General features: G+C 62.4%; 21 protein-coding genes. 7 read left to right on the forward strand and 14 right to left on the reverse strand.

Annotated elements, in window-relative coordinates; genetic code table 11:
- Nucleotides 1-12: 12 nt before the first annotated feature.
- Both PMI07_RS02830 and PMI07_RS02835 read right to left on the reverse strand, forming a co-directional pair.
- A complete protein-coding gene (locus PMI07_RS02830) occupies nucleotides 13-573 on the reverse strand; it encodes a glyoxalase superfamily protein (RefSeq protein ID WP_007761867.1) in 561 nt (186 codons plus the stop codon).
- A 222-nt stretch (nucleotides 574-795) separates the two neighbouring features.
- Nucleotides 796-1,155, reverse strand: coding sequence for a hypothetical protein (locus PMI07_RS02835; RefSeq protein ID WP_007761872.1), 360 nt, complete (start codon nucleotides 1,153-1,155; stop codon nucleotides 796-798).
- Between the two features lie 127 nt (nucleotides 1,156-1,282).
- On the opposite strand from PMI07_RS02835, the gene coaBC reads away from it, so the two are divergent.
- On the forward strand, nucleotides 1,283-2,488 hold the full coding sequence (gene coaBC, locus PMI07_RS02840) for a bifunctional phosphopantothenoylcysteine decarboxylase/phosphopantothenate--cysteine ligase CoaBC (RefSeq protein ID WP_007761876.1): 1,206 nt from the start codon (nucleotides 1,283-1,285) through the stop codon (nucleotides 2,486-2,488).
- Between the two features lie 3 nt (nucleotides 2,489-2,491).
- On the opposite strand, the gene PMI07_RS02845 is transcribed toward coaBC, so the two are convergent.
- Nucleotides 2,492-3,286, reverse strand: coding sequence for a class II glutamine amidotransferase (locus PMI07_RS02845; RefSeq protein ID WP_007761877.1), 795 nt, complete (start codon nucleotides 3,284-3,286; stop codon nucleotides 2,492-2,494).
- 194 nt (nucleotides 3,287-3,480) lie between these two features.
- On the opposite strand from PMI07_RS02845, the gene otsB reads away from it, so the two are divergent.
- A complete protein-coding gene (otsB, locus tag PMI07_RS02850; protein ID WP_037085085.1) occupies nucleotides 3,481-4,296 on the forward strand; it encodes a trehalose-phosphatase in 816 nt (271 codons plus the stop codon).
- Nucleotides 4,297-4,313: 17 nt separating this feature from the next.
- On the forward strand, nucleotides 4,314-5,690 hold the full coding sequence (gene otsA, locus PMI07_RS02855; protein WP_007761882.1) for an alpha,alpha-trehalose-phosphate synthase (UDP-forming): 1,377 nt from the start codon (nucleotides 4,314-4,316) through the stop codon (nucleotides 5,688-5,690).
- Nucleotides 5,691-5,786: 96 nt separating this feature from the next.
- Here otsA and PMI07_RS02860 read toward each other — a convergent pair whose 3' ends face one another.
- Nucleotides 5,787-6,494, reverse strand: coding sequence for a glutathione S-transferase family protein (locus tag PMI07_RS02860; RefSeq protein WP_007761884.1), 708 nt, complete (start codon nucleotides 6,492-6,494; stop codon nucleotides 5,787-5,789).
- 111 nt (nucleotides 6,495-6,605) lie between these two features.
- Here PMI07_RS02860 and PMI07_RS02865 point away from each other — a divergent pair, with 111 nt between their 5' ends.
- Together PMI07_RS02865 and PMI07_RS02870 are read left to right on the forward strand one after the other, a co-directional pair.
- A complete protein-coding gene (locus tag PMI07_RS02865; protein WP_007761886.1) occupies nucleotides 6,606-7,499 on the forward strand; it encodes a LysR substrate-binding domain-containing protein in 894 nt (297 codons plus the stop codon).
- Nucleotides 7,500-7,561: 62 nt separating this feature from the next.
- Nucleotides 7,562-8,506: a threonine/serine dehydratase gene (locus PMI07_RS02870; RefSeq protein ID WP_007761888.1), complete on the forward strand. Its 945-nt coding sequence runs from the start codon at nucleotides 7,562-7,564 to the stop codon at nucleotides 8,504-8,506.
- Nucleotides 8,507-8,520: 14 nt separating this feature from the next.
- On the opposite strand, the gene PMI07_RS02875 is transcribed toward PMI07_RS02870, so the two are convergent.
- On the reverse strand, nucleotides 8,521-10,104 hold the full coding sequence (locus PMI07_RS02875) for a peptide chain release factor 3 (protein ID WP_007761890.1): 1,584 nt from the start codon (nucleotides 10,102-10,104) through the stop codon (nucleotides 8,521-8,523).
- Nucleotides 10,105-10,202: 98 nt separating this feature from the next.
- On the opposite strand from PMI07_RS02875, the gene dut reads away from it, so the two are divergent.
- Both dut and cysK read left to right on the forward strand, forming a co-directional pair.
- Nucleotides 10,203-10,673 carry a dUTP diphosphatase gene (gene dut / locus PMI07_RS02880; protein ID WP_037085430.1) on the forward strand — a complete coding sequence of 157 codons (471 nt, stop codon included), beginning with the start codon at nucleotides 10,203-10,205 and terminating at the stop codon, nucleotides 10,671-10,673.
- 130 nt (nucleotides 10,674-10,803) lie between these two features.
- The gene (gene cysK / locus PMI07_RS02885; RefSeq protein WP_007761892.1) at nucleotides 10,804-11,772 is read left to right on the forward strand and encodes a cysteine synthase A; all 969 of its coding nucleotides are present in this window, start codon (nucleotides 10,804-10,806) and stop codon (nucleotides 11,770-11,772) included.
- Between the two features lie 261 nt (nucleotides 11,773-12,033).
- Here cysK and PMI07_RS02890 read toward each other — a convergent pair whose 3' ends face one another.
- The 9 genes from PMI07_RS02890 to rsmI all read right to left on the reverse strand — a co-directional run bounded on the left by PMI07_RS02890 (nucleotide 12,034) and on the right by rsmI (nucleotide 21,054).
- Entirely contained in the window at nucleotides 12,034-13,569 is a 1,536-nt protein-coding gene (locus tag PMI07_RS02890) for a YifB family Mg chelatase-like AAA ATPase (RefSeq protein WP_024163509.1), read from the reverse strand.
- Nucleotides 13,570-13,763: 194 nt separating this feature from the next.
- Nucleotides 13,764-14,714 (reverse strand): glutathione synthase, encoded by a 951-nt coding sequence (gene gshB / locus PMI07_RS02895; RefSeq protein WP_007763252.1) that lies wholly within the window; start codon nucleotides 14,712-14,714, stop codon nucleotides 13,764-13,766.
- 75 nt (nucleotides 14,715-14,789) lie between these two features.
- Entirely contained in the window at nucleotides 14,790-15,293 is a 504-nt protein-coding gene (locus tag PMI07_RS02900; protein WP_007763253.1) for a cupin domain-containing protein, read from the reverse strand.
- A gap of 109 nt (nucleotides 15,294-15,402) precedes the next feature.
- Nucleotides 15,403-16,503, reverse strand: coding sequence for a sn-glycerol-3-phosphate import ATP-binding protein UgpC (locus tag PMI07_RS02905; protein ID WP_007763254.1), 1,101 nt, complete (start codon nucleotides 16,501-16,503; stop codon nucleotides 15,403-15,405).
- A 2-nt stretch (nucleotides 16,504-16,505) separates the two neighbouring features.
- Nucleotides 16,506-17,354: a sn-glycerol-3-phosphate ABC transporter permease UgpE gene (ugpE, locus tag PMI07_RS02910; protein ID WP_007763258.1), complete on the reverse strand. Its 849-nt coding sequence runs from the start codon at nucleotides 17,352-17,354 to the stop codon at nucleotides 16,506-16,508.
- A gap of 9 nt (nucleotides 17,355-17,363) precedes the next feature.
- Complete coding sequence (gene ugpA / locus PMI07_RS02915) at nucleotides 17,364-18,248, reverse strand: sn-glycerol-3-phosphate ABC transporter permease UgpA (protein ID WP_007763261.1); 885 nt, start codon at nucleotides 18,246-18,248, stop codon at nucleotides 17,364-17,366.
- A gap of 66 nt (nucleotides 18,249-18,314) precedes the next feature.
- Nucleotides 18,315-19,643, reverse strand: coding sequence for a sn-glycerol-3-phosphate ABC transporter substrate-binding protein UgpB (ugpB, locus tag PMI07_RS02920; protein WP_007763265.1), 1,329 nt, complete (start codon nucleotides 19,641-19,643; stop codon nucleotides 18,315-18,317).
- A gap of 123 nt (nucleotides 19,644-19,766) precedes the next feature.
- The gene (locus PMI07_RS02925) at nucleotides 19,767-20,150 is read right to left on the reverse strand and encodes a YraN family protein (protein WP_007763268.1); all 384 of its coding nucleotides are present in this window, start codon (nucleotides 20,148-20,150) and stop codon (nucleotides 19,767-19,769) included.
- Nucleotides 20,137-21,054, reverse strand: coding sequence for a 16S rRNA (cytidine(1402)-2'-O)-methyltransferase (rsmI, locus tag PMI07_RS02930; protein WP_007763271.1), 918 nt, complete (start codon nucleotides 21,052-21,054; stop codon nucleotides 20,137-20,139). The genes PMI07_RS02925 and rsmI overlap by 14 nt, the downstream gene beginning before the upstream one ends.
- Between the last annotated feature and the right edge of the window lie 67 nt (nucleotides 21,055-21,121).

Consider the following 21,121-nt stretch of genomic DNA (forward strand, 5'->3'; position numbering starts at 1 on the left):
TCAAGCTCCAAGTCATGCCTGGGGCTTGATCTCCCGCTCGCAGAAGGTGATGCGGTTGCTGAACGGGTCGATGACCGTCACCTCCAGACCCCATTCCGCCTGTTCCAGCCCTGGCTTCATGTAGGGGTAGTTCTTGCCGATCAGTTCCTGCTGGAAAGCGCGCGCCCCCGTCATCGGCACGAAGACTCTCGCCCCAGGAGAGGCATCGCCCGAATGTTCGGACAGATGCATCAGCATGCCGCCGCGGGAAATCTGGCAATAGAGCGGGAATTTCTCCCCGAAGCGATACTCCCAATCCACAGTGAAGCCCAGGAAATCGCGATAGAATTCCATCGCCTTGTCGACGGAGAAGATCCGGAAGATCGGAATTGCCGGCTGGATCGAAACCGCATCCGGCTTTCTTTGCTGCGGCTCTGCTGCGTCGATCTTTGCAGCAAGAATATTCCAGTTGTCGTAGCCGAACTGGGTCGCAACCAGCTCCAAGACCTGGCTATGCTTCAGCTCTACCTTACGTTCGGCAAGCGCCTCTCGCAGGCTTTTCGCCATCAGTTTTGCATCGCGGAAATCGCGCATCTCGTCATCCTCTCAACAGACGAACAAAGACCGTCAGGTCCCATCAATCAGCGCCCGCGTTACTGATCCGTTCGTCATCGCTGGCCGGATTGGCAAAGGATGAGAGGCGGTGGGATGCGTTCACCTTGACGCCTGAGCGCCGCGGGCGGCTGGCCGCATCCGGCCGCAAACAGGACTAGCGCAGTCTAGAATTCAGCGCAAGATGTCGAGATTGCCTTCGCGTCAGTGCGTGACCGGTTCCGGGAAAATGCGACCCTCCTTCGCCTTGGCACTTGCCTTGAAGAGCGGGCGTGTCGGACTGGTGACGATGTCCGCAGCTGCGGCGGTCGCGCTCTCGATCGCCTCGCTGGCGACGCCCGCGGCAAGCGCGCGTTTGCGGCCTTTCGTCTTGCTGGGCTTACGGATGTCGGCGCGGTCATCGGTCAGGACCGCGGCCGCGGCATTGGCGCCGGCGACGAGCGCCTTGGCGAGCATCTGCCGGCCGGTGCGGCTCGCCAGCATGTTGCGCAGCAGCGAGGACTGGCGCACCGACTTCGGCACCTTGAACCCGGCGACCTTCTTCGGAACGATCTTCTTTTTCATGACGGCTCTCCTTTGCCGCCGAACTCCCATCCATGCCAACTGTTCCGCCGAACCCCCGATGCGGAAGGCAATTGCAACTCGGCGGCCAAAGGCTTAGTTTCCGGCCATTCTGGTATCGGGTACAGGCATGGAACTTTCTGGCAAGCGCATCCTTCTGATCATCTCCGGCGGCATAGCGGCCTATAAGAGCCTCGATCTCATTCGCCGGCTTCGCGAGCGGGGAGCCTCCGTCCGGCCGGTAATGACTAGGGCAGCCCAGGAATTCATCACGCCGCTCGCGGTCGGCGCGCTTTCCGCCAGCCATGTCTATATCGATCTGTTTTCCCGCGAGGACGAGCAGGATGTCGGCCATATCAGGCTTGCCCGCGACAACGACCTCGTCATCGTCGCGCCCGCCAGTGCCGACCTGATGGCCAAGATGGCGCATGGGCTGGCGGACGATCTTGCGAGCGCCGTGCTGCTCGCCACCGACCGGCCGGTTCTGGTCGCGCCGGCCATGAACCCGAAAATGTGGACGGCACCCGCGACCAAGCGCAATGTCGAAACGCTGAAGGCTGACGGCATCCATTTGATCGGCCCGAAGGCGGGCGAGATGGCCGAAAGCAACGAGGCCGGCACAGGCCGGATGGCGGAGCCGCTGGAGATTGTCGCGGCAGCGGTCAGACTACTGGACGGCGCGCCAAAGCCGCTTGCCGGCAAAAAGGTGATTGTTACATCCGGTCCGACCCACGAGCCGATCGATCCGGTGCGGTACATTGCCAACCGCTCCTCCGGGCGGCAGGGCCACGCGATTGCCGCGGCACTTGCAAAGCTCGGCGCGCATGTGACGCTGGTCTCCGGACCCGTGACCATTCCCGACCCGGCCGGCGTCGAGACCGTGCATGTGGAACGCGCCGAGGAGATGCTGGAAGCAGTGATCTCGCGCCTGCCGGCCGATATCGCGGTGATGGTGGCAGCCGTTGCCGACTGGCGCATCGCCTCGTCCGCCGGCCAGAAGATCAAGAAGCAGCCGGGTGAAGCCCCGCCTCCGCTGTTGCTGACCGAAAACCCGGACATCCTCAAGACTGTCGGCCATCACGAAAAGCGGCCGAAGCTGGTGGTCGGCTTTGCCGCCGAGACCCAGGATGTCGAGAAGAACGGCCGTTCGAAACGGGAACGCAAGGGCGCCGACATGATCGTCGCCAATGACGTGTCACCGGAAACCGGAATCATGGGCGGCTCTCGCAACCGGGTGAAGATCATCAGCGCCAATGGCGTCGAAGAATGGCCGGACCTCGGCAAGGACGAGGTGGCGGAACGCCTAGCAGCGCTGATCGCCTCAAAACTCGGATAGATCTCAGGCCGCTTCGGAGAGCGTCTTCGGCCGGAAGAGCGAGGCCTGCATGCCGTCGGTGCCAACCACGACGGCGCTGCCGTCCGGGATTTCCACCCAGGTATCGACGTCATCGTTCAGCGGCTCGGAAACAAGGCAATAGCCCGTCTTGCCGCCCATTGGCGCCGCATAGAGCGTCGGCGGCTTGTGGTCGGTGGCGTAACGCACGGCATAGAGTTCGCGGCCGTTGGAATAGGCGGCGGTGAAACGCACCAGCGCCTCGCCGGATTTTTCGAGCGACAGGTCCTCGACGGTGGCGATCGCTTTCTCCATGGCGCTGAAGGGGTCGGCATCGAGGCCGAATTCGAGGGCCAGAAGAAACAGCAGCTCGGAATCCGTCGTGCCGGTGCGGGCTTCGAACAGCGCATCGGAGAGCATGCCTTCCATGGATCGGCGGATGCGCTCAAAGCCGGAGATCTGGCCGTTATGCATGAACGACCAGTGGCCATGAACGAAAGGATGGCAATTGTCGCGGCGCGTTCCGCCATTGGTCGCTGCCCGCACATGGGCGAGGAAAAGCGGCGAACGGATCTGCCGTGCGAGACTCTTCAGATTGCAATCGGACCAGGCGGGCAGGATATCGCGGTAACGACCGGGCTCCGGCCTGTCGCCATACCAGGCGATGCCGAAACCATCGCCATTGGTCGCCGTCTTGGCGCGGGTTGCGCAATGGGACTGTTCGATCAGGGAATGGGCCGGCGAGGATACGAGTTCTTCGAGATAAAGAGGTTCGCCGCGATAGGCTGCCCAACGACACATGGGTCTTTCTGCTCCGCCATTGCCGCCCGTCCGCGGCCTTAAAATCCAAGAAGTTCAGCGTCTCGACAAATGCTTAACGAAACATGAATTCGATAGCTTCATGACAGTTTTTTGGCAAAGGGCGTATCACTTTTTGCGACAGGGTGTGTTCTTTCGAGGTTGCCGCGGCGGTTTGGCGGCCTAGATAGCTGCACATGTCGCGTGAAGAACAGTCGAGCCCAGCCACAGCAGAAATGCTCCCGTCGGGCGATCCCATTCTCGCAAGGCTCATGCTCGAACCGGAGCGATGGGCTCTGTTTCTCGATATCGACGGCACGCTGATCGACCTTGCAGAGACCCCGGACGGGATCATCGTACCGCCGGACCTGCCGGGAAACCTGCATCGTCTTTCCATGAAGCTCGGCGGTGCGCTGGCGCTCGTCACGGGCCGGGCGCTTCCCTATGCCGACCAGCTTTTCACCCCGTATAGATTCCCGATCGCAGGCCTGCATGGCTCCGAGCGCCGCGATCCCTCCGGCGCGATCAGCCGGATCGAAGTCGGGGCCGCGTTCGAGGATCTGAAGGCGGCGCTTGTCCGCGAAGCCAGCCAATGGCCGGGCGTTCTGGTGGAGGACAAGGGTGCCGCGGTCGCCGCCCACTACCGCCGGGCGCCGGAGCAGCGCGAGGCGGTCGAAGCGGCTATGCCGCGTTACCTCGATATGGCAGGCCCAGACTTCACGCTCCAGCACGGCAAGATGGTGATGGAGATCCGGCCCGCCCGGGCGAGCAAGAGCCACGCATTGCAGGCCTTTCTCGATCAACCGCCGTTCAAGGGCCGCAAGCCGATCGCCATCGGCGACGACCTGACCGACGAGGCGATGTTCCGCGCCGCCAACGCGCTTGGCGGCCACTCCATCCGCATTGCGGAAACGGAGACGGAAACGCTGGCAAAATTCACCCTCCCCTCGGCTGCGGCTCTGCGCGCAGCAATCACTGCCCTGGCGAGCGACACAAGACCCGTCTCCGCCTGAGTTGAAAGGACTATATCTTGAGCCGACTTGTCGTCGTTTCGAACCGTGTCTCCCTTCCGCAAAAGAGCGGTGATGCCCCCGCCGGTGGCCTGGCCGTCGCGCTACAGGCCGCCCTGGAGGAGCACGGCGGCATCTGGATGGGATGGTCCGGCAAATCCAGCGGCGCGAAGGAGCCGGCGCCGCTCGACATGCAGCAGCACGGCAACATCACCTATGCGCTCACCGATCTCACCAAGACGGATGTCGAGGAATATTATCACGGATTTGCCAACCGGGTGCTCTGGCCGATCTGTCATTACCGGATGGATCTGGCGGAATACGGGCGCAAGGAAATGGCGGGGTACTTCCGCGTCAACCGCTTCTTCGCCCACAAGCTGGCGCCGCTCATCCAGGAAGACGACGTCATCTGGATACACGACTATCACCTGATCCCGCTCGCCGCGGAACTGCGCCAGATGGGCCTCAAGAACAAGATCGGTTTCTTCCTGCATATTCCCTGGCCGCCGGCCGACGTGCTCTTCACCATGCCCGTCCACGAGGAGATCATGAAGGGGCTGTCGTATTACGATCTGGTCGGTTTCCAGACAGACCACGACCTCGCCAATTTCGTCGGCGGGCTCGTGCGTGAAGGCATCGGCGACGCGCTGGAAGGGGGGAAGCTGAGTTCCTACGGGCGGACCTTCAAGGGCGGCTTTTATCCCATCAGCATCGAGACAGCGATGTTTGCGGAATATGCGAAGAAGGCCGCGAGCAATGTCATCGTTCGCAAGGCCAAGCAGAGCGTCGAGGGCCGCGACCTGATCATCGGCGTCGATCGGCTCGATTATTCCAAGGGCATCACCCAGCGGATCGATGCTTTCGAGCACTTCGTCAAATCCAATCCCGCCCATCATAACCGCGTCACCTACCTGCAGATCACGCCGAAATCCCGCTCGGAAGTGCCGGAATACGAGCAGATGCAGCGCATGGTGGCCGAGCAGGCAGGCCGCGTGAACGGTGCCATCGGCACGGTCGACTGGGTGCCGATCCGCTATATCAACCGCTCGATCGGCAGGCCTGTTCTGGCAGGGCTTTATCGGCTCGCCACGATCGGGCTCGTCACCCCACTGCGCGACGGCATGAACCTGGTCGCCAAGGAATATGTCGCGGCACAGGATCCGGAAAACCCGGGCGTCCTGGTGCTGTCGCGTTTCGCGGGTGCAGCGCGGGAACTGCGAGGGGCGCTGCTGGTCAATCCCTATGACATTGAAGGTACCGCGAACGCGATCGCGCGCGGCATCAACATGCCGATCGAGGAGCGCAAGGAGCGATGGGGCCGGATGGTGGAACATCTTCTCGAACACGACGTCACCCGCTGGTGCGACGACTTCCTCAAGGACCTCACCGCTGAGTGATGCGATCGATGTCGTGAAGGCCACCACCACCGCGCATGCGCCAGTGATATTGGCAATGGGGGCGTGGTCACATCTTCGAACACTCTCGCTGCCGATTTACGCCGCCTGCTTCAGAGATCCGAGCGCTTCCTCGAGGCTCACATGGCCGAGGAACTGGCCGGTGGTCTGCACCTCCTCCTGATGCTCGATGGCCCAGGCGAACCGTACCGCCGGGTCCTGCTGCAGACGCTCATAAAGCGCGTTGAGCGACGGAAACTGCTGCCGGTCGACGACCTGGTGGAAATCGTTCCAGCGGGCAATGCCGACGAAATAGGCGTCCGCAAGACTCTTCTCGTCGCCGAGCAGCCAGTCGCGGCCGGCGAGAAGTTTTTCGAGATGCGCGTGCGCCTTTTCCACCTTGGCGATGCCGTAAGCACGAAGCGCTTGCTTGGCCTGCGGCTCCAACTCATGCTCGACCGTGTGCCAGAGCGGGCCGAAGGCATTGAAGAAACCGGTGTTCAGGAAAGCCAGCATCTGATTCAGCCGGTCGAACTTCTCCGATTTCGGATCGAAGCCCCAGCCTTTGTTCACGGTGCGCGCGGCGATGTGGTTGAGGATCGCCATGCTCTCGCTCATCACCCGGCCATCCGGCAGCATCAGCGACGGTGTTTCACCGATCGGATTGACCGGTCGGTAGACATCGCTCGAAACCACGGACGGCATTTCGATACGGCACAGCCGATAGGGTGCGCCGGTCCATTCGAGCGCGACGATCGAGCCGAACGAACATCCTTCCGGCACGCCGTAAAACAGGATCGGTGTCATTTTATTACTCCCTGGATTGAAACTTTGAGACGCCGCCAATATGATTTCATGGACGCTGGCGCGGTAGACATCTATTTCTCGTCTTTAAGTCCACATATCTGGAAGCTGAAAATGGTTTCACCCAACCTCAACGATCTCTATTTCTTCGTTCAGGCGGTGGAGCATGGCGGCTTTTCCGCGGCCGGGCGCCGGCTCGGGGTGCCGAAGTCCACCGTCAGCAAGCGCGTGGCGGAACTCGAGGACCGGCTCGGCGTGCGGCTGATCCAGCGGACATCCCGCAGTTTCTCGCTGACCGATCTTGGCCGCGATTTCTTCCGGCACGCGCAGGCATCGGTGATCGAGGCGGAGATGGCGGAGACCATTGTGCGCACCCATCTCGGCGAACCGAGCGGCATCGTGCGGATGACGGCCGCGGTGCCGACCGCGCAATTCGTGCTCGCCGATCATCTCGCCGAACTTTCGATGCGTTACCCCAAGCTGCATCTGTCGCTGCATGTCAGCGACCGGTTCGTCGACATCGTGCAGGAGGGTTTCGACATCGCGGTGCGAAGCCACCAGGCGCCGTTGCCGGATTCGACGCTTCTGCAGAAGAAGCTCGCGACGCATCCTTTCTTCGTCGTCGCCTCGCCGGACTATGTTCGCACCCATGGCGAGCCGTTGCGGCCGGAGGATCTGGCTGGGCACAGGGCCGTGACGGCCGGCCAGGCGGACAATAGCTGGCGGCTCACGTCCGACAGCGGCGAGGAGGTGTCGGCGAGCCCGAAACCGATCTTTTCCGCCGACGAGCCGATGGTGATGATGAAGGCAGCGCTGGCCGGGCTTGGCCTCACCTGCCTGCCCACATCGGTCTGCCGCGGGGCGTTGGCTGAAGGCAGGCTCGTGCGCCTTCTGCCGGACTGGACCGCCGGCAGCATCACCACGACGATCCTGATGCCGCATCGGCGGGGGCAGCTTCCCGCGGTGCGCGCCGTGGTCGATTTCTTGAGCGAACGGATAGGCACCTGAAGGGTCTTTCATTTCGGCGGTTTGGCGGCTACCCATGGCCGTCCCATTCCCAAGAGGCCATCATGTCGATCGAAAACACCGTCACGCCCGAACGTATCGCGGAGACCGAGAAGCTCATCCGCCCGCACATCCGCCGCACGCCGGTCATGCGCGTCGATATGCAGGACTTCGGCGGGGCACCGTTGCCGATCGACCTGAAGCTCGAACTGCTGCAGCATTCCGGCTCGTTTAAGGCCCGCGGCGCCTTCACCAATCTGTTGACGCGCAACGTCCCGCCGGCGGGTGTCGTCGCGGCATCCGGCGGCAATCACGGGGCGGCGGTCGCCTATGCGGCGATGCGGCTCGGCGTGCCGGCGCATATCTTCGTGCCGAGCGTGGCATCGCAGGCGAAGATCGATCTCATCCGCTCCTATGGCGCGGAACTGGTGGTCGGTGGCGATCGCTACAACGATGCGCTGGCCGCCAGCCAGACCTATGTGGCGACGAGCGGCGCAATCGCCGCCCATGCCTATGACCAGGTGGAAACCCTGCTCGGCCAGGGCACGCTCGGCAAGGAGATCGAGGACGACCTGCCCGAGATGACGACGCTGCTGGTGGCGGTCGGCGGCGGCGGATTGATCGGCGGCATCGCCTCCTGGTTCCGCGGCAGGGTCAAGATCGTCGCGGTGGAATCCGACGGCGCGCCGACGCTTTACGAAGCCTTCAAGGCCGGCCACCCGGTGGATGCACCGGCCGGCGGCATCGCTGCGGATTCGCTTGCGCCGAAACAGGTGGGTGAACTGATGTTCCCCGTCGCGCAGAAATACGTGCAGCCGCCGGTACTGGTAACAGACGACGAAATCCTCGGCGCTCAGAAAGCGCTCTGGGCCGGCGCACGGATCGTGGCCGAACCCGGCGGGGCCGCGGCTTTCGCCGCCCTGCTATCGGGCAAATATGTCCCGGGTCCGGATGAGCGCGTCTGCGTGCTCGTCTGCGGTTCCAACACCACGGCCGTCAAGTTCGGCTAAGACATCGCGATGTGTCAGGCCGCCTTGGCGACCTGATATTCCTTGATCGCGACCATCTTGATCGCCGGGAAGCGCTCTGACTCGTAACGCAGCGAAAAGCTGTCCTGCGCCAGGAAAACCGGATCGCCGTCAAGGTCGCGGGCGATATCGCCGCGTTTTACCGTCAGGAATTTTTCGAGATCGGCGGGCTGGTCCGCCGAAATCCAGCGGCAGATCGAGAAGCGCGACATTTCGAAAGAAACCGGCAGGCCGTATTCGCCCTGCAACCGCTCCTTCAACACGTCAAGCTGCAGGGCGCCGACGACGCCGACGATGGCCGGCGAGCCGTCTTCCGGGGAGAAGAGTTGAACGACACCCTCTTCCGCCATCTGCTGCAGGGCTTCCTTCAACTTCTTCGCCTTCATGGCATCCTCCAGCCGCACGCGGCGAAGAATTTCCGGCGAGAAGTTCGGCACGCCCTGGAAGACGAGTTGTTCGCCTTCAGTCAGCGTATCGCCGATGCGCAGCGTACCGTGGTTCGGGATGCCGACCACATCGCCCGCATAGGCGGTGTCGGCGAGCTGGCGTTGCGAGGCGAAGAAGAACTGCGGTGCCGTCAGCCCGAGCTGTTTGCCGGTGCGCGACAGCCGTGCCTTCATGCCGCGCTCCAGCTTGCCGGAGCAGATGCGCGCAAACGCGATACGGTCGCGGTGGTTCGGATCCATGTTCGCCTGAATCTTGAAAACGAAGGCTGTCATCTTCTCGTCGGTCGCATGCACGGTGCGGATGTCCGCCACCTGGTCGCGCGGCGGCGGAGCGAAGTCACCCAGAGCATCGATGAGATCGCGCACGCCAAAATTCCGCAGCGCCGAGCCGAAGAAGACCGGGGTCATGTGGCCTTCGAGAAAAGCCTGGCGGTCGAACGGACGGCAGGCCTCGATCGCCAGCTCGGTCTCCTCGACGAAGGCGGCGCGTTCGTTTTCCGGAAGACGGTCGGCAACGCTCTGAGGCCCGTTGACCGGGATCGCCTTGACGTCCGTATCCGAACCGCGGACGGTGTTGTCAGCGAGATTGTAGGAGCCGCAGAAGGTCTTTGAACGGCCGATCGGCCAAGTGACCGGAGCGGTATCAAGCGCCAGCTTTTCCTCGACCTCATCGAGAATCTCGAAGGGATCGCGGCTTTCGCGGTCCATCTTGTTGATGAAGGTGATGATCGGGATATCGCGCATGCGGCACACTTCGAACAGCTTCAGCGTCCGCGGTTCGATGCCTTTTGCGGCGTCGATGACCATGACCGCGGCATCCACCGCCGTCAGCGTGCGGTAGGTGTCGTCGGCGAAGTCTTCGTGGCCGGGCGTATCGAGGATGTTGAAGACGTTGCCGTCATATTCGAAGGTCATCACCGAGGTAACGACCGAGATGCCGCGTTCGCGCTCGATCTTCATCCAGTCGGACCGCGTCTGGATGCGATCCTTCTTCGCCTTGACTTCGCCGGCGAGCTGGATCGCGCCGCCGAACAGCAGCAGTTTTTCAGTCAGCGTCGTCTTGCCCGCATCCGGGTGGGCAATAATTGCGAATGTGCGACGGCGGGAAACCGCCTCGGCAATCGTTTCGGGCATTTTTTCTAGATCCTTTACGTTGCCGCGTATCTAACGTCTCCGTGGATAACTTTCAATTCGTGTTTGACCGGAGCGACACCGAGTCGGCAAATGACATGATGAACATCCACTCCCCCTCCTCGCCGAAGCTGAACCTCATCCGTCTCGCGCATGGTTCCGGCCTCGACCTGCCGGCCTATGAAACCGCAGGCGCCGCCGGCATGGACCTGCGCGCCGCCGTCGAAGACGGCATGACGCTGACGATCGCGCCCGGTAAACGGGGGCTGGTGCCGACCGGCTTCATCTTCGAGATTCCGGAGGGTTTCGAGGCGCAGATACGGCCACGCTCCGGCCTTGCCTTCAAGAACGGCATCACCTGCCTCAACACGCCGGGCACGATCGACAGCGATTACCGCGGCGAGGTGAAGGTGCTGCTCATCAACCTCGGCGACGAGGATTTCGTGATTACTCGCGGCATGCGCATTGCCCAGATGGTGATCGCTCCCGTCACCCAGGTTCGGGTTGCCGAGATTTCCGAGGCGACCGCGACCGCTCGCGGCGCAGGTGGCTTCGGCTCGACCGGCCTCTGAACGAAACGGCGTTTTCGTTCCCGACGACTTCCGGGAACAAAATTTCCATTTCGCTTGCCGTCGGGTTCCGCCTTGCTGGCTTTCGCCGGGAACACGCCCTACGTTCTCTCCAAACCTCAGGGAGAGCACCATGGCAGAGACCAGAAAGCCGGGACGCGGCAGAATCTATTCCTCGATCACCGAAACCATCGGCGACACGCCGATCGTGCGCCTTGACAAGCTGGCCAAGGAAAAGGGCGTGAAGGCCAATCTTCTGGCCAAGCTCGAGTTCTTCAATCCGATCGCTTCGGTGAAGGACCGCATCGGCGTGGCGATGATCGAGAGCCTGGAAGCCCAGGGCAAGATAACGCCCGGCAAGACGACGCTGGTCGAGCCCACATCCGGCAATACCGGCATTGCGCTCGCCTTCGCTGCCGCCGCCAAGGGATACAAGCTGATCCTCACCATGCCGGAAACCATGTCGATCGAGCGGCGCAAAATGCTCGCCCTGCTCGGCGCCGAGCTGGTACTGACGGAAGGTCCGAAAGGCATGAAGGGTGCGATCGCCAAGGCGGAAGAACTTGCCGCCTCGCTGCCCGACGCGATCATTCCGCAACAGTTCGAAAACCCGGCCAACCCGGACATCCACCGCAAGACGACGGCCGAGGAGATCTGGAACGATACCGACGGCAAGATCGACATCTTCGTCTCCGGCATCGGCACCGGCGGCACGATCACCGGTGCCGGCCAGGTACTGAAGGAGCGCAACCCGGCGCTCAAGGTCATCGCCGTCGAGCCGGAGGAATCGCCCGTACTCTCCGGCGGCCAGCCCGGCCCGCACAAGATCCAGGGCATCGGCGCCGGCTTCGCGCCGAAGATCCTCGACACGCACATCTATGACGAGATCGTCACCGTCAACAGCGGCGAGGCCATGGAAATGGCCCGCCTGGTGGCGAGGCTCGAAGGTGTTCCAGTCGGCATCTCGTCCGGTGCGGCTCTGCAGGCCGCTATCGAAGTCGGCAGCCGGGAGGAAAATGCCGGCAAGACTATCGTCGTCATCATTCCGTCCTTTGCCGAACGCTATCTCTCGACGGCACTGTTTGAAGGGTTGGGTGGTTAGCTGCACTTCTTCAGGTCGTCATCCTCGGGCTTGACCCGAGGATCCACGGCCAAGCCCACCAGGGTTGACTACGTTAGGGCGCGTCGCCAGGCGGATGGATCCTCGGGTCAAGCCCGAGGATGACGACGGAAGGGTATGCCGGGTATGCCTAAGCGGCGGTCCGCCTCAATGGAGCTTGGTCATCGGTGACGACCTGCCTGGCCGCAGAGCAAATTCATCGCTACCTCCCGGCCCTCGCAACCCCATCCCTAACCGTCTGCCTCACGCCGCGGCCGTCGCCAGCCGTTCGCCGGCCATGCGGTAGGAAATCGCCTCGGCGAGATGGATGCGGCCGACGATATCCTTGCCGTCGAGATCGGCGAGCGTGCGGGCCACCTTCAAGATGCGGTGGTATCCGCGCGCCGAGAACTTGAGTTTTTCCGCTGCATCCCTGAGCAATTGAAGACCGCCGGGATCGGGTTCAGCGATCTTCTCGATCAGTGCCGTCGAGCAGCGGGCATTGGTAAGCACCCGTGGGAAACCGGCATGTTCGAAACGTTCCCGCTGCCTTTCGCGCGCAGCCGCCACGCGCTTGGCGACTTCGGCGCTCCTTTCCGCCGGCATCGGGCGAATGAGATCGGCAGCGGACACAGCGGGCACATCGATGCGGATATCGATCCGATCCATCAGCGGCCCTGAAATGCGGCCCTGATAGTCCGACATGCATTTTGGCCCACGCGCGCAGGTATGGCCCGGTTCGCCCGCCATGCCGCAGCGGCACGGGTTCATGGCCGCGACGAGCTGGATGCTGGCGGGATAGGAGACCCGGTGATTGGCGCGGGCGATGATACATTCGCCGGTCTCCAAGGGCTGGCGGAGCGCATCCAATGCCTGGGGCGAGAATTCCGGAAACTCGTCGAGGAACAGCACGCCGTGGTGGGCGAGCGACGCTTCTCCGGGCCTGGCGCGCAGGCCGCCGCCGACGAGCGCTGCCATGGTGGCCGAATGATGCGGCGTGCGGTAAGGCCGGCGGTCGGAAAGCTTGCCGCCGGAAAGCTGGCTGGCGATCGAATGGATCATCGACACTTCCAGCAGCTCGGCGGCCGAAAGCGGCGGCAGGATGGAGGGCAGTCGCGCCGCCAGCATGGATTTGCCGGACCCGGGAGGGCCGACCATCAGAAGGTTGTGCCCGCCGGCGGCCGCGACCTCCAGCGCCCGCTTGGCGCTTTCCTGACCCTTGATGTCGACGAGATCCGGCAAGTTGGCAGGCAAGGCGCGGATGGCCGCCTGTGGCCGCGAGATGACCTGGGTGCCGCGGAAATGGTTGGCGAGCGCGATCAGGCTGCGCGGTGCGACGATATCGATATCCGCGCCGGCCCAGGCGGCTTCCGCGCCGCTGTCAGCCGGGCAGATCAGGCCTTTGCCCAAGGCGTTGGCCGCGATCGCCGCCGGAAGGGCGCCGGCGACCGGCGCAAGCGTACCGTCGAGGTTCAGCTCGCCGATCACCACGTAGCCGGTGAGCGCATCTCCGGGGACAGCGCCAAGGGCTGCCATCAGCGCCAGCGCGATCGGCAGGTCGAAATGCGAACCCTCTTTCGGTAGGTCGGCCGGCGCCAGATTGACGGTGATCTTCTTCGGCGGCATGGCGAGGCCGGAGGCGTGCAACGCGGCCTGCACCCGCTCTCGGCTCTCGGCCACCGCCTTGTCCGGCAGGCCGACGATATGCATGTTGATCTTGCCGGGTCCGATCATGACCTGCACATCGACCGGAACGCCTTCTATGCCCTGGAATGCCACTGTGCTGACGCGCGCAACCATATCCGCCCCACCCCTAACATCATGTCCGGGACGTCAGCGATACACGCTTTCCGAGCCAGCAATTGCAATCTGGCATAGAAACCGGAATGAAACAAGAACATTAACTGAACAATTTCACGTCTACGCTGCGTTCAGGTTGTGCTCGGTTGCAGCGGCAGAACAAAGGCGATCCGTATCCGAAACGCTGGACCCCATCAGGGTCGCTTGGCCTCGATTGCATCCCAGAGGAGGCTTGCGACGTCGGCGCCCCCGAACTTCTTGACCTCGCGAATACCCGTCGGGGATGTGACGTTGATCTCGGTCATATAATCGCCGATGACGTCGATGCCGACGAACAGGAAGCCGCGTTCGCGCAATGCGGGTCCGATCCGGCTGCAGATTTCCTTTTCACGCGGCGTGATTTCGGTCGCCTCTGCACGGCCGCCGACATGCATGTTGGAACGGCTGTCATGCTCGGCAGGCACCCGGTTGATCGCACCGACCGGCTCGCCATCCACCAGAAGGATGCGCTTGTCGCCCTTGCGTACTGCCGGCAGATAGGCCTGGGCGATATAGGGTTCGCCGCGATACATCTGGCCGAACATTTCGAGCAGCGACGTGAAATTGCGGTCGTCACGGGCGGAATGGAAAACCCCAGCGCCGCCATTGCCATAAAGCGGCTTCAGGATGATATCGCCCATCTCCTCACGGAAACGGGCGATTTCGCTCGCATCGCGGCTGATCAGCGTTGCCGGCATGAGGTCGGCGAATTCGGTGACAAAAATCTTCTCCGGCGAATTGCGCACCCAGGCCGGGTCGTTGACGACAAGCGTCTTCGGGTGGATACGCTCGAGCAGATGGGTCGAGGTGATGTAACCCATGTCGAAGGGCGGATCCTGGCGGAGATGCACGACATCCATCTCCGAGAGGTCGATGCGTTCCTTGTCGCCGAGCGTGAAATGATCGCCTTTGATATCGCGCACCTGCAACGGCTCGACGGCTGCAAAGATATTGCCGTCGCGCATGGTCAGGCGGTCGGGAGTGTAATGAAACAGCTCGAAGCCACGTGCCTGCGCCTCTAGCGCCATGGCAAAGGTGGAATCGCCGGCAATATTGATGCCGGAGATGTGGTCCATCTGGAACGCGACCTTGCGGATTTTCGACATGACTTCAGCCCCCTAGGATTGGCCCGCCTGATGTAGGATGGCGAGCCTCCAAAGGCAACCGCAATCAGGCCAATATCACGCGGCGATGCCGACCTGCGTCTTTGCCCGCAACATGTTGCGCAGACGGAAGAGCATGGCGATCGGCTTCGGGAAAGGCCTGCGGATGAAGGCGACCTTCTTCAGATAACTGTCGATGCGCCAGGTGGCCCAGGTCCGGCCCTTGAAGTAGGCGACGTCGCCTGCCGTCAGGGTGCGCCGCGTGCCATCTTCGGCAGTCACGTGCACTTCGCCTTCGAGGATCACCACCGTCTCATCCCAGTGGAAATACCAGCGGAATTCGCCCGCGGTGCATTCCCACACACCGGTGGTGGCGCAATCGTCTTCTGCTGTGGAATGGGACCCGGCACGCGCCTGCGGATCGCCGGCGAGCACCCAAGTGGGCTCGATCGGCATTGGCTTCATTTCCAGAGAATGCGGGCAGGCGCCGATGAACGGCTTCACCTTCGGCTTCTCAGGTGCGTAGGATTTGGACCGAAATGCAATTGCCGCTGCGGTCGCGGCGAGGACGTGCCAACTCATCTTTCCCCCGGAAGCTGTTAACTCCGGGGATGGTAACGGCAAAGAGTAAGCCGGTCGTTCAGGCCGATGTTAGAGTTTTAACGATCGGCCCGAATTTCCGAAACCTGCCTCAGAGGACCGGTTCGACCGGTGCGAACTTTGCCTCGGCCGGAACGTGGCCCGGCAGGCGCTTGCCCGTATCGATCGAAAAGAAGTGCAGGCGCTTGGCATCGACGGCGATGCGCATTTCCGGGGAAAGTGCAATTTCCGGCGAAACGGCCGCGGTGATCTGCTGATCGCCGACGGTGCCATGGATCAGGCGCTGGGCGCCCAGTTCCTCGGTATATTCGAGCCGGAAGGGCAGAGCCTCCTCGTCGTCGCGAGCGATGCGCAGATCCTCGGCGCGGACGCCGACGGTAACGGCGCCCGAAGTCGGTGCGAAACCGTTGAGGCCGATCATCGCCGGGCCGATCGCCAGCTTGTCGCCATGCAGTTCACCCTTGACGAGGTTCATGGCCGGCGAGCCGATGAAGCTTGCAACGAAGGTGGAGGCCGGTGCGTGGTAGACTTCCAGCGGTGCACCGATCTGCTCGATCTGGCCGCCGTTCAGGACAACGAGGCGGTCGGCCAGTGTCATGGCTTCGAGCTGGTCGTGGGTCACGTAGATCGACGTGGTGCCGAGACGGCGCTGCAGGCGCTTGATCTCGCCGCGCATGGAAACGCGCAGTTTCGCATCGAGATTGGAGAGCGGCTCGTCGAACAGGAAGGCGGCCGGCTTGCGGACGATGGCGCGGCCCATGGCGACCCGCTGGCGCTGGCCACCGGACAGCGCGCGGGGCTTGCGTTCCAGATACTGGGTGATCTCCAGCATGCGGGCGGCTTCCGCGACACGGGCGTCGATCTCGGCCTTCGGCGTGCCGCGGTTCTTCAGACCGTAGGCGAGGTTGTTATAGACCGTCATATGCGGATAGAGCGCATAGTTCTGGAACACCATCGCGATGTCGCGATCGGCCGGTTCGACATTGTTGACGACCCGGCTGCCGATCTTCACTTCGCCTTCGGAAATGGTCTCCAGCCCGGCGACCATGCGCAGGAGCGTGGACTTGCCGCAGCCCGACGGGCCGACCAGCACGATGAACTCGCCATCGGCGATGTTCAGCTTGATATCGGTGACCGCGCGTACACCGCCGGAATAAACCTTGCCGACGTTTTCGACATCGATGGAAGCCATTGTTATTTCTCCGTTTCAACCAGGCCTTTGACGAATAGGCGCTGCATGAAGATGATGACGAGGACGGGCGGCAGGCCCGCCAGGATGACGCCGGCCATCACCAGGTTCCACTGATTGTCGCCATCCAGCACGCTGGCGAGGCGCTTGATGCCCATGACGACCGTGTAATAGTGCGGTTCGGTGGTGATCAGCATCGGCCAGAGGTACTGGTTCCAGCCGTAGATGAACATGATGATGAAGAGTGCCGCGATATTGGTGCGCGACAGTGGCAGAAGGATATCGCGGAAGAACTTCAGCGGCCCGGCGCCATCGACGCGGGCCGCCTCCATCATTTCCTCCGGCACCGTCAGGAAGAATTGGCGGAACAGGAAGGTGGCGGTCGCCGACGCGATGACGGGGATGACGAGGCCGGAATAGGAGTTCAGCATGCCGAGATCGGCGACCACCTTGTAGGTCGGCAGGATGCGCACTTCCACCGGCAGCATCAGCGTCATGAAGATCAGCCAGAAGGCCGGCACCCGCAGCGGAAAGCGGAAATAGACGATCGCGAAGGCGGAGATGATGGAGATGGCGATCTTGCCGACGGCGATCATGATCGCCATCACCAGGCTGTTTGCCAGCATCAGCAGGAAGGGCGGTGCGCCGGCGGTCGATTCACCGGTGCCGAGCAGATAGCCATAATTCGCCGAAAACCGATCGCCGGGCAGCAGCGGAACGATACCGCTCATGAAGTCGGTCGGACCGTGGGTCGAAGCGATGAAGGCGAGATAGACGGGGAAGACCACCATCAGCACGCCGAGAATGAGGACCAGGTGGGTCAGGAAATTCAGGAAGGGGCGGTTCTCGACCATCAGTAAACCTCAATACTGCACTTTGCGCTCGATCCAGCGGAACTGGACGACGGTGAGGACAACCACGATCAGCATCAGGATGACCGACTGCGCGGCGGAGGGCCCGAGGTTCAGGCCGATGAAGCCATCCGCATAGACCTTGTAGACCAGGATGTTGGTGGACTGGGACGGCCCGCCCGAGGTGGTCGCATCGACGATGCCGAACGTGTCGAACATCGCGTAGGTGATGTTGATGACCGCCAGGAAGAAGGTCGTCGGCGACAGCAGCGGGAAGACCACGGTCCAGAAACGCTTGAACGGACCGGCGCCGTCGATGGCCGCGGCTTCGGTCAGGGATTGCGGCACGGACTGGAGGCCCGCCACGAAGAAGAGGAAATTGTAGGAGATCTGCTTCCATGCGGCGGCAATGATGATCAGCACTATGGCATCGCCGGTATGAAGACGATGGTTCCATTCGTATCCGAGGAAGCTCAGGAGATAGGGAATGATGCCGACGCTGGGGTTGAACATGAACCACCAGAGCAGGCCGGCAGCGGCCGGCGCCACCGCATAAGGCCAGACCAGCAGCGTCGTGTAGAACCGACCCGAGCGCAGCAGGCGGTTCACGGCGACGGCAAACATCAAAGACAGTCCCATCGACAGAACCGTCACGCCGACGGAGAAGACGAAGGTCGCTCCGAGCGCATTGAGATAGTCGGGATCGTCCAGCAAACGCGTATAATTCGCAAACCAGACGAACGTCACCTTCAGGCCGAATGGGTCCTGGCGCAGAAACGACTGCCAGATCGCCTGGGCGGCGGGCCATACGAAGAAGATGAGCGTGATGATCAGCTGCGGCGCGAGCAGGAAATACGGCAGGATGCGACTGTGAAAAACGGTGCGCTTGGTTTGCATGGCGAGGCGTGCCCAAGGAAATGCCCTCCCCGGGGATCGGGAAGGGCTTGAAGGTTAAGGCGAGGCTCAGTTCGAATTCGAAGCTTCGAATTCGCGCAGGATGGCGTTGCCAGCCTTGGCAGCATCGTCGAGAGCCTGCTGGCCGGTCTTCTTGCCGGACAGGACGGTTTCGAACTGCTGGTCGATCAAATCGCGGATCTGCGTCAGGTTGCCGAAGCGAAGGCCCCTGGAGTTGTCGGTCGGCGTGCCGCGGGTGATCTGCTTGATGGCAATGTCGGAACCCGGGGTCTTTTCATAATAGCCCTGCTTCTGACCAAGCTCGTAAGCAGCGTTGGTGATCGGCAGGTAACCCGTGAACTGGTGCCAATCGGCCTGAACTTCCGGCTTGGAGAGGTAGGTGAAGAACTTGGCAACGCCCTTGTAGACGTCGGGGTTCTTCTGACCGTTCAGGGTCCAGAGCGTGGCGCCGCCGATGATCGAGTTCTTCGGATCCTTGGTGACGGTGTCGTCGTAAGGCATCGGTGCGAAGCCGACCTTGAAGCCCTTGGCGTTGTTGATGACGCCGGCGCGCGAAGCGGAAGAGCCCATGTAGATGGCGCACTGTTGCGCGTAGAACATCGGAGCGGTTTCAGCACCGCCGCCCGGGCCGCCGTATTTGAAGACCTTGGCGTCCTGCTGCTTCTTCAGGTTATCCCAGAATGCAGCCTGTTCCTTGCCGTTGAACTTGAACTCGGTCTTCAGGCCACCAAAGCCGTTCTGAAGCGTGCCGTAGGGCAGGTTCTGGATGGCGGAGTAGTTTTCGAGACCAACCCAGGTCGCAGCGTAGGACAGGGTGAAGCCGCAGGCAGCAGCGCCGGAATCGACGATCTTCTTGCCCATGGTGGCCAGTTCGGCCCAGGTCTTCGGGGCAACTTCCGGATCAAGGCCGGCCTTCTGGAAGACGTCCTTGTTGTAGTACATGATCGGGGTGGAGGAGTTGAAGGGCATCGACAGGATGTTGCCCTGTGCGTCCGAATAATAACCTACGACCGGTGCGAGGAAGCCCTTAGGATCCCACGGCTCCTTGTTGTCGGCCATCAGCTTGTAGACCGGATAAACGGCGCCCTTGGCGGCCATCATCGTGCCGGTGCCGACTTCGAAGACCTGAACGATTGCCGGCTGCTGGCCAGCGCGGAAGGCGGCGATAGCGGCGGTCAGGGTTTCCGGATAGGTGCCCTTGAAGACCGGAACGACCTTGTAGTCGCTCTGGCTGTCGTTGAACTTCTGAGCGATTTCTTCGAGCTTCTTGCCGAGCTCGCCGCCCATGGCATGCCACCAGGTGACTTCGGTTGCAGCAAGCGACGAAGTCGCGGACAGAGCGACCGCGACCGCGGCCATCGAGAGCTTTTTGAACATTTGAACGTCCTCTCCACCTTTGTTGGGATGAGGATCGCAATAGGGCTCGGCTGTGACAGGCCCTTAACAGTTTTATGTCAGAAACATTACATTGCACAGCCATGCAATAATTTCACATCAGCGTCAGAAAGCATTCGCAAAATGCCGCGGCAGACGACCTGGAAGTACGGCGACCACGTCGTAACGTTGTGACAGTCTTGCGGCATCTTTCCGCTTCGAAAGCCAGAGATCGCTTGCGGCCCGAATGCGCTTCTGCGTCGTGAAACCGACTGCGTCGATCGCCTCCTGTTCCCCGAGCCGCGCCTTGACCTCGACGAAGGCCACCAGATCACCCTTGCGGACGATGAGATCGATCTCACCGAGCCTGGTGCGGTAGCGGATCGCCAGAACCTTGTAGCCTTTGGCCAATAGATAAAGGGCGGCGAGATATTCCGAGAGATGACCCCATCGCTGAGCCTTCTGCCGCTCGGCTTTGCCGCGTTTCAGGCCTGGGTCACTCTCCGCCACCTGCCTCGCCTTTCAGGTCCAGAAGCCGCTGATAGAGGTCCTTGCGCGGAAGTCCCGTCACGCGGGCAGCTTCGGCGGCGGCCTTGGCGGCCGGCATGGCAGACGCCAACTGGCGCAATAGCGCGTCCACCTCGATCTCCCCGGGAGGCTCCTCGGCCTCCGGCGGCGCCACGAGCAGCACGATCTCCCCCTTCACGACGCGATCGTCATTGTAGTAGGCGGCGAGCTCCTCCAGCGTGCCGCGGCGGAACTCCTCGAACGTCTTCGTCAATTCCCGGCAGACCGCAGCACGCCGGCCGGTCCCGAGCACTTCGGCGGCGGCGGCAAGCGTTGCGCCGATGCGATGTGGCGATTCGAAGAAGATCAATGTTGCCGGCACCTTGGAAAGCTCGGCCAATCGGTCCCGCCGGCCCTTGTCCTTGACCGGCAGGAAACCGGCGAACAGGAACGCGTCGGACGGCATGCCGGAACCGACGAGGGCCGCGAGCGGCGCCGAGGCACCGGGAATCGGTACGACCTTGTAGCCGGCCTCGATCGCCATCTGGCCGAGCCGGTAGCCGGGATCGGAGACCAAAGGGGTGCCGGCATCGGAGACCAGCGCCACGGACTTCCCCTCTTCCAGCGCCGCGATGAGCTTCGGTCCGACTTCGTCGGAATTGTGCTCGTGATAGGCGTAGGGCCGGTTGACGATGCCGTAGCGGTCGAGCAGCACGCGGGTCACCCGGGTGTCCTCGCAGGCCAGCACATCGGAGCCGGACAGCGTTTCGAGCGCACGCAGCGTGATGTCGCCGAGATTGCCGATGGGGGTTGCGACCAGATAAAGCGCCGGCTCCAGCGGTCGCGCGGGAACGAAAGTGTTGGCGACGCGATAGCCGCGCTGGCTGCTCTTCAGGTCATCGGTCAAGGAATGTCACGCGCAAAAGGATGGTCATGTGCCTTTATGGGCAAGCCGGCGGGCTTCGGCAAGTAAA

The sequence above is a fragment of the Rhizobium sp. CF080 genome (genome assembly GCF_000282095.2).
Classification (GTDB): domain Bacteria; phylum Pseudomonadota; class Alphaproteobacteria; order Rhizobiales; family Rhizobiaceae; genus Neorhizobium.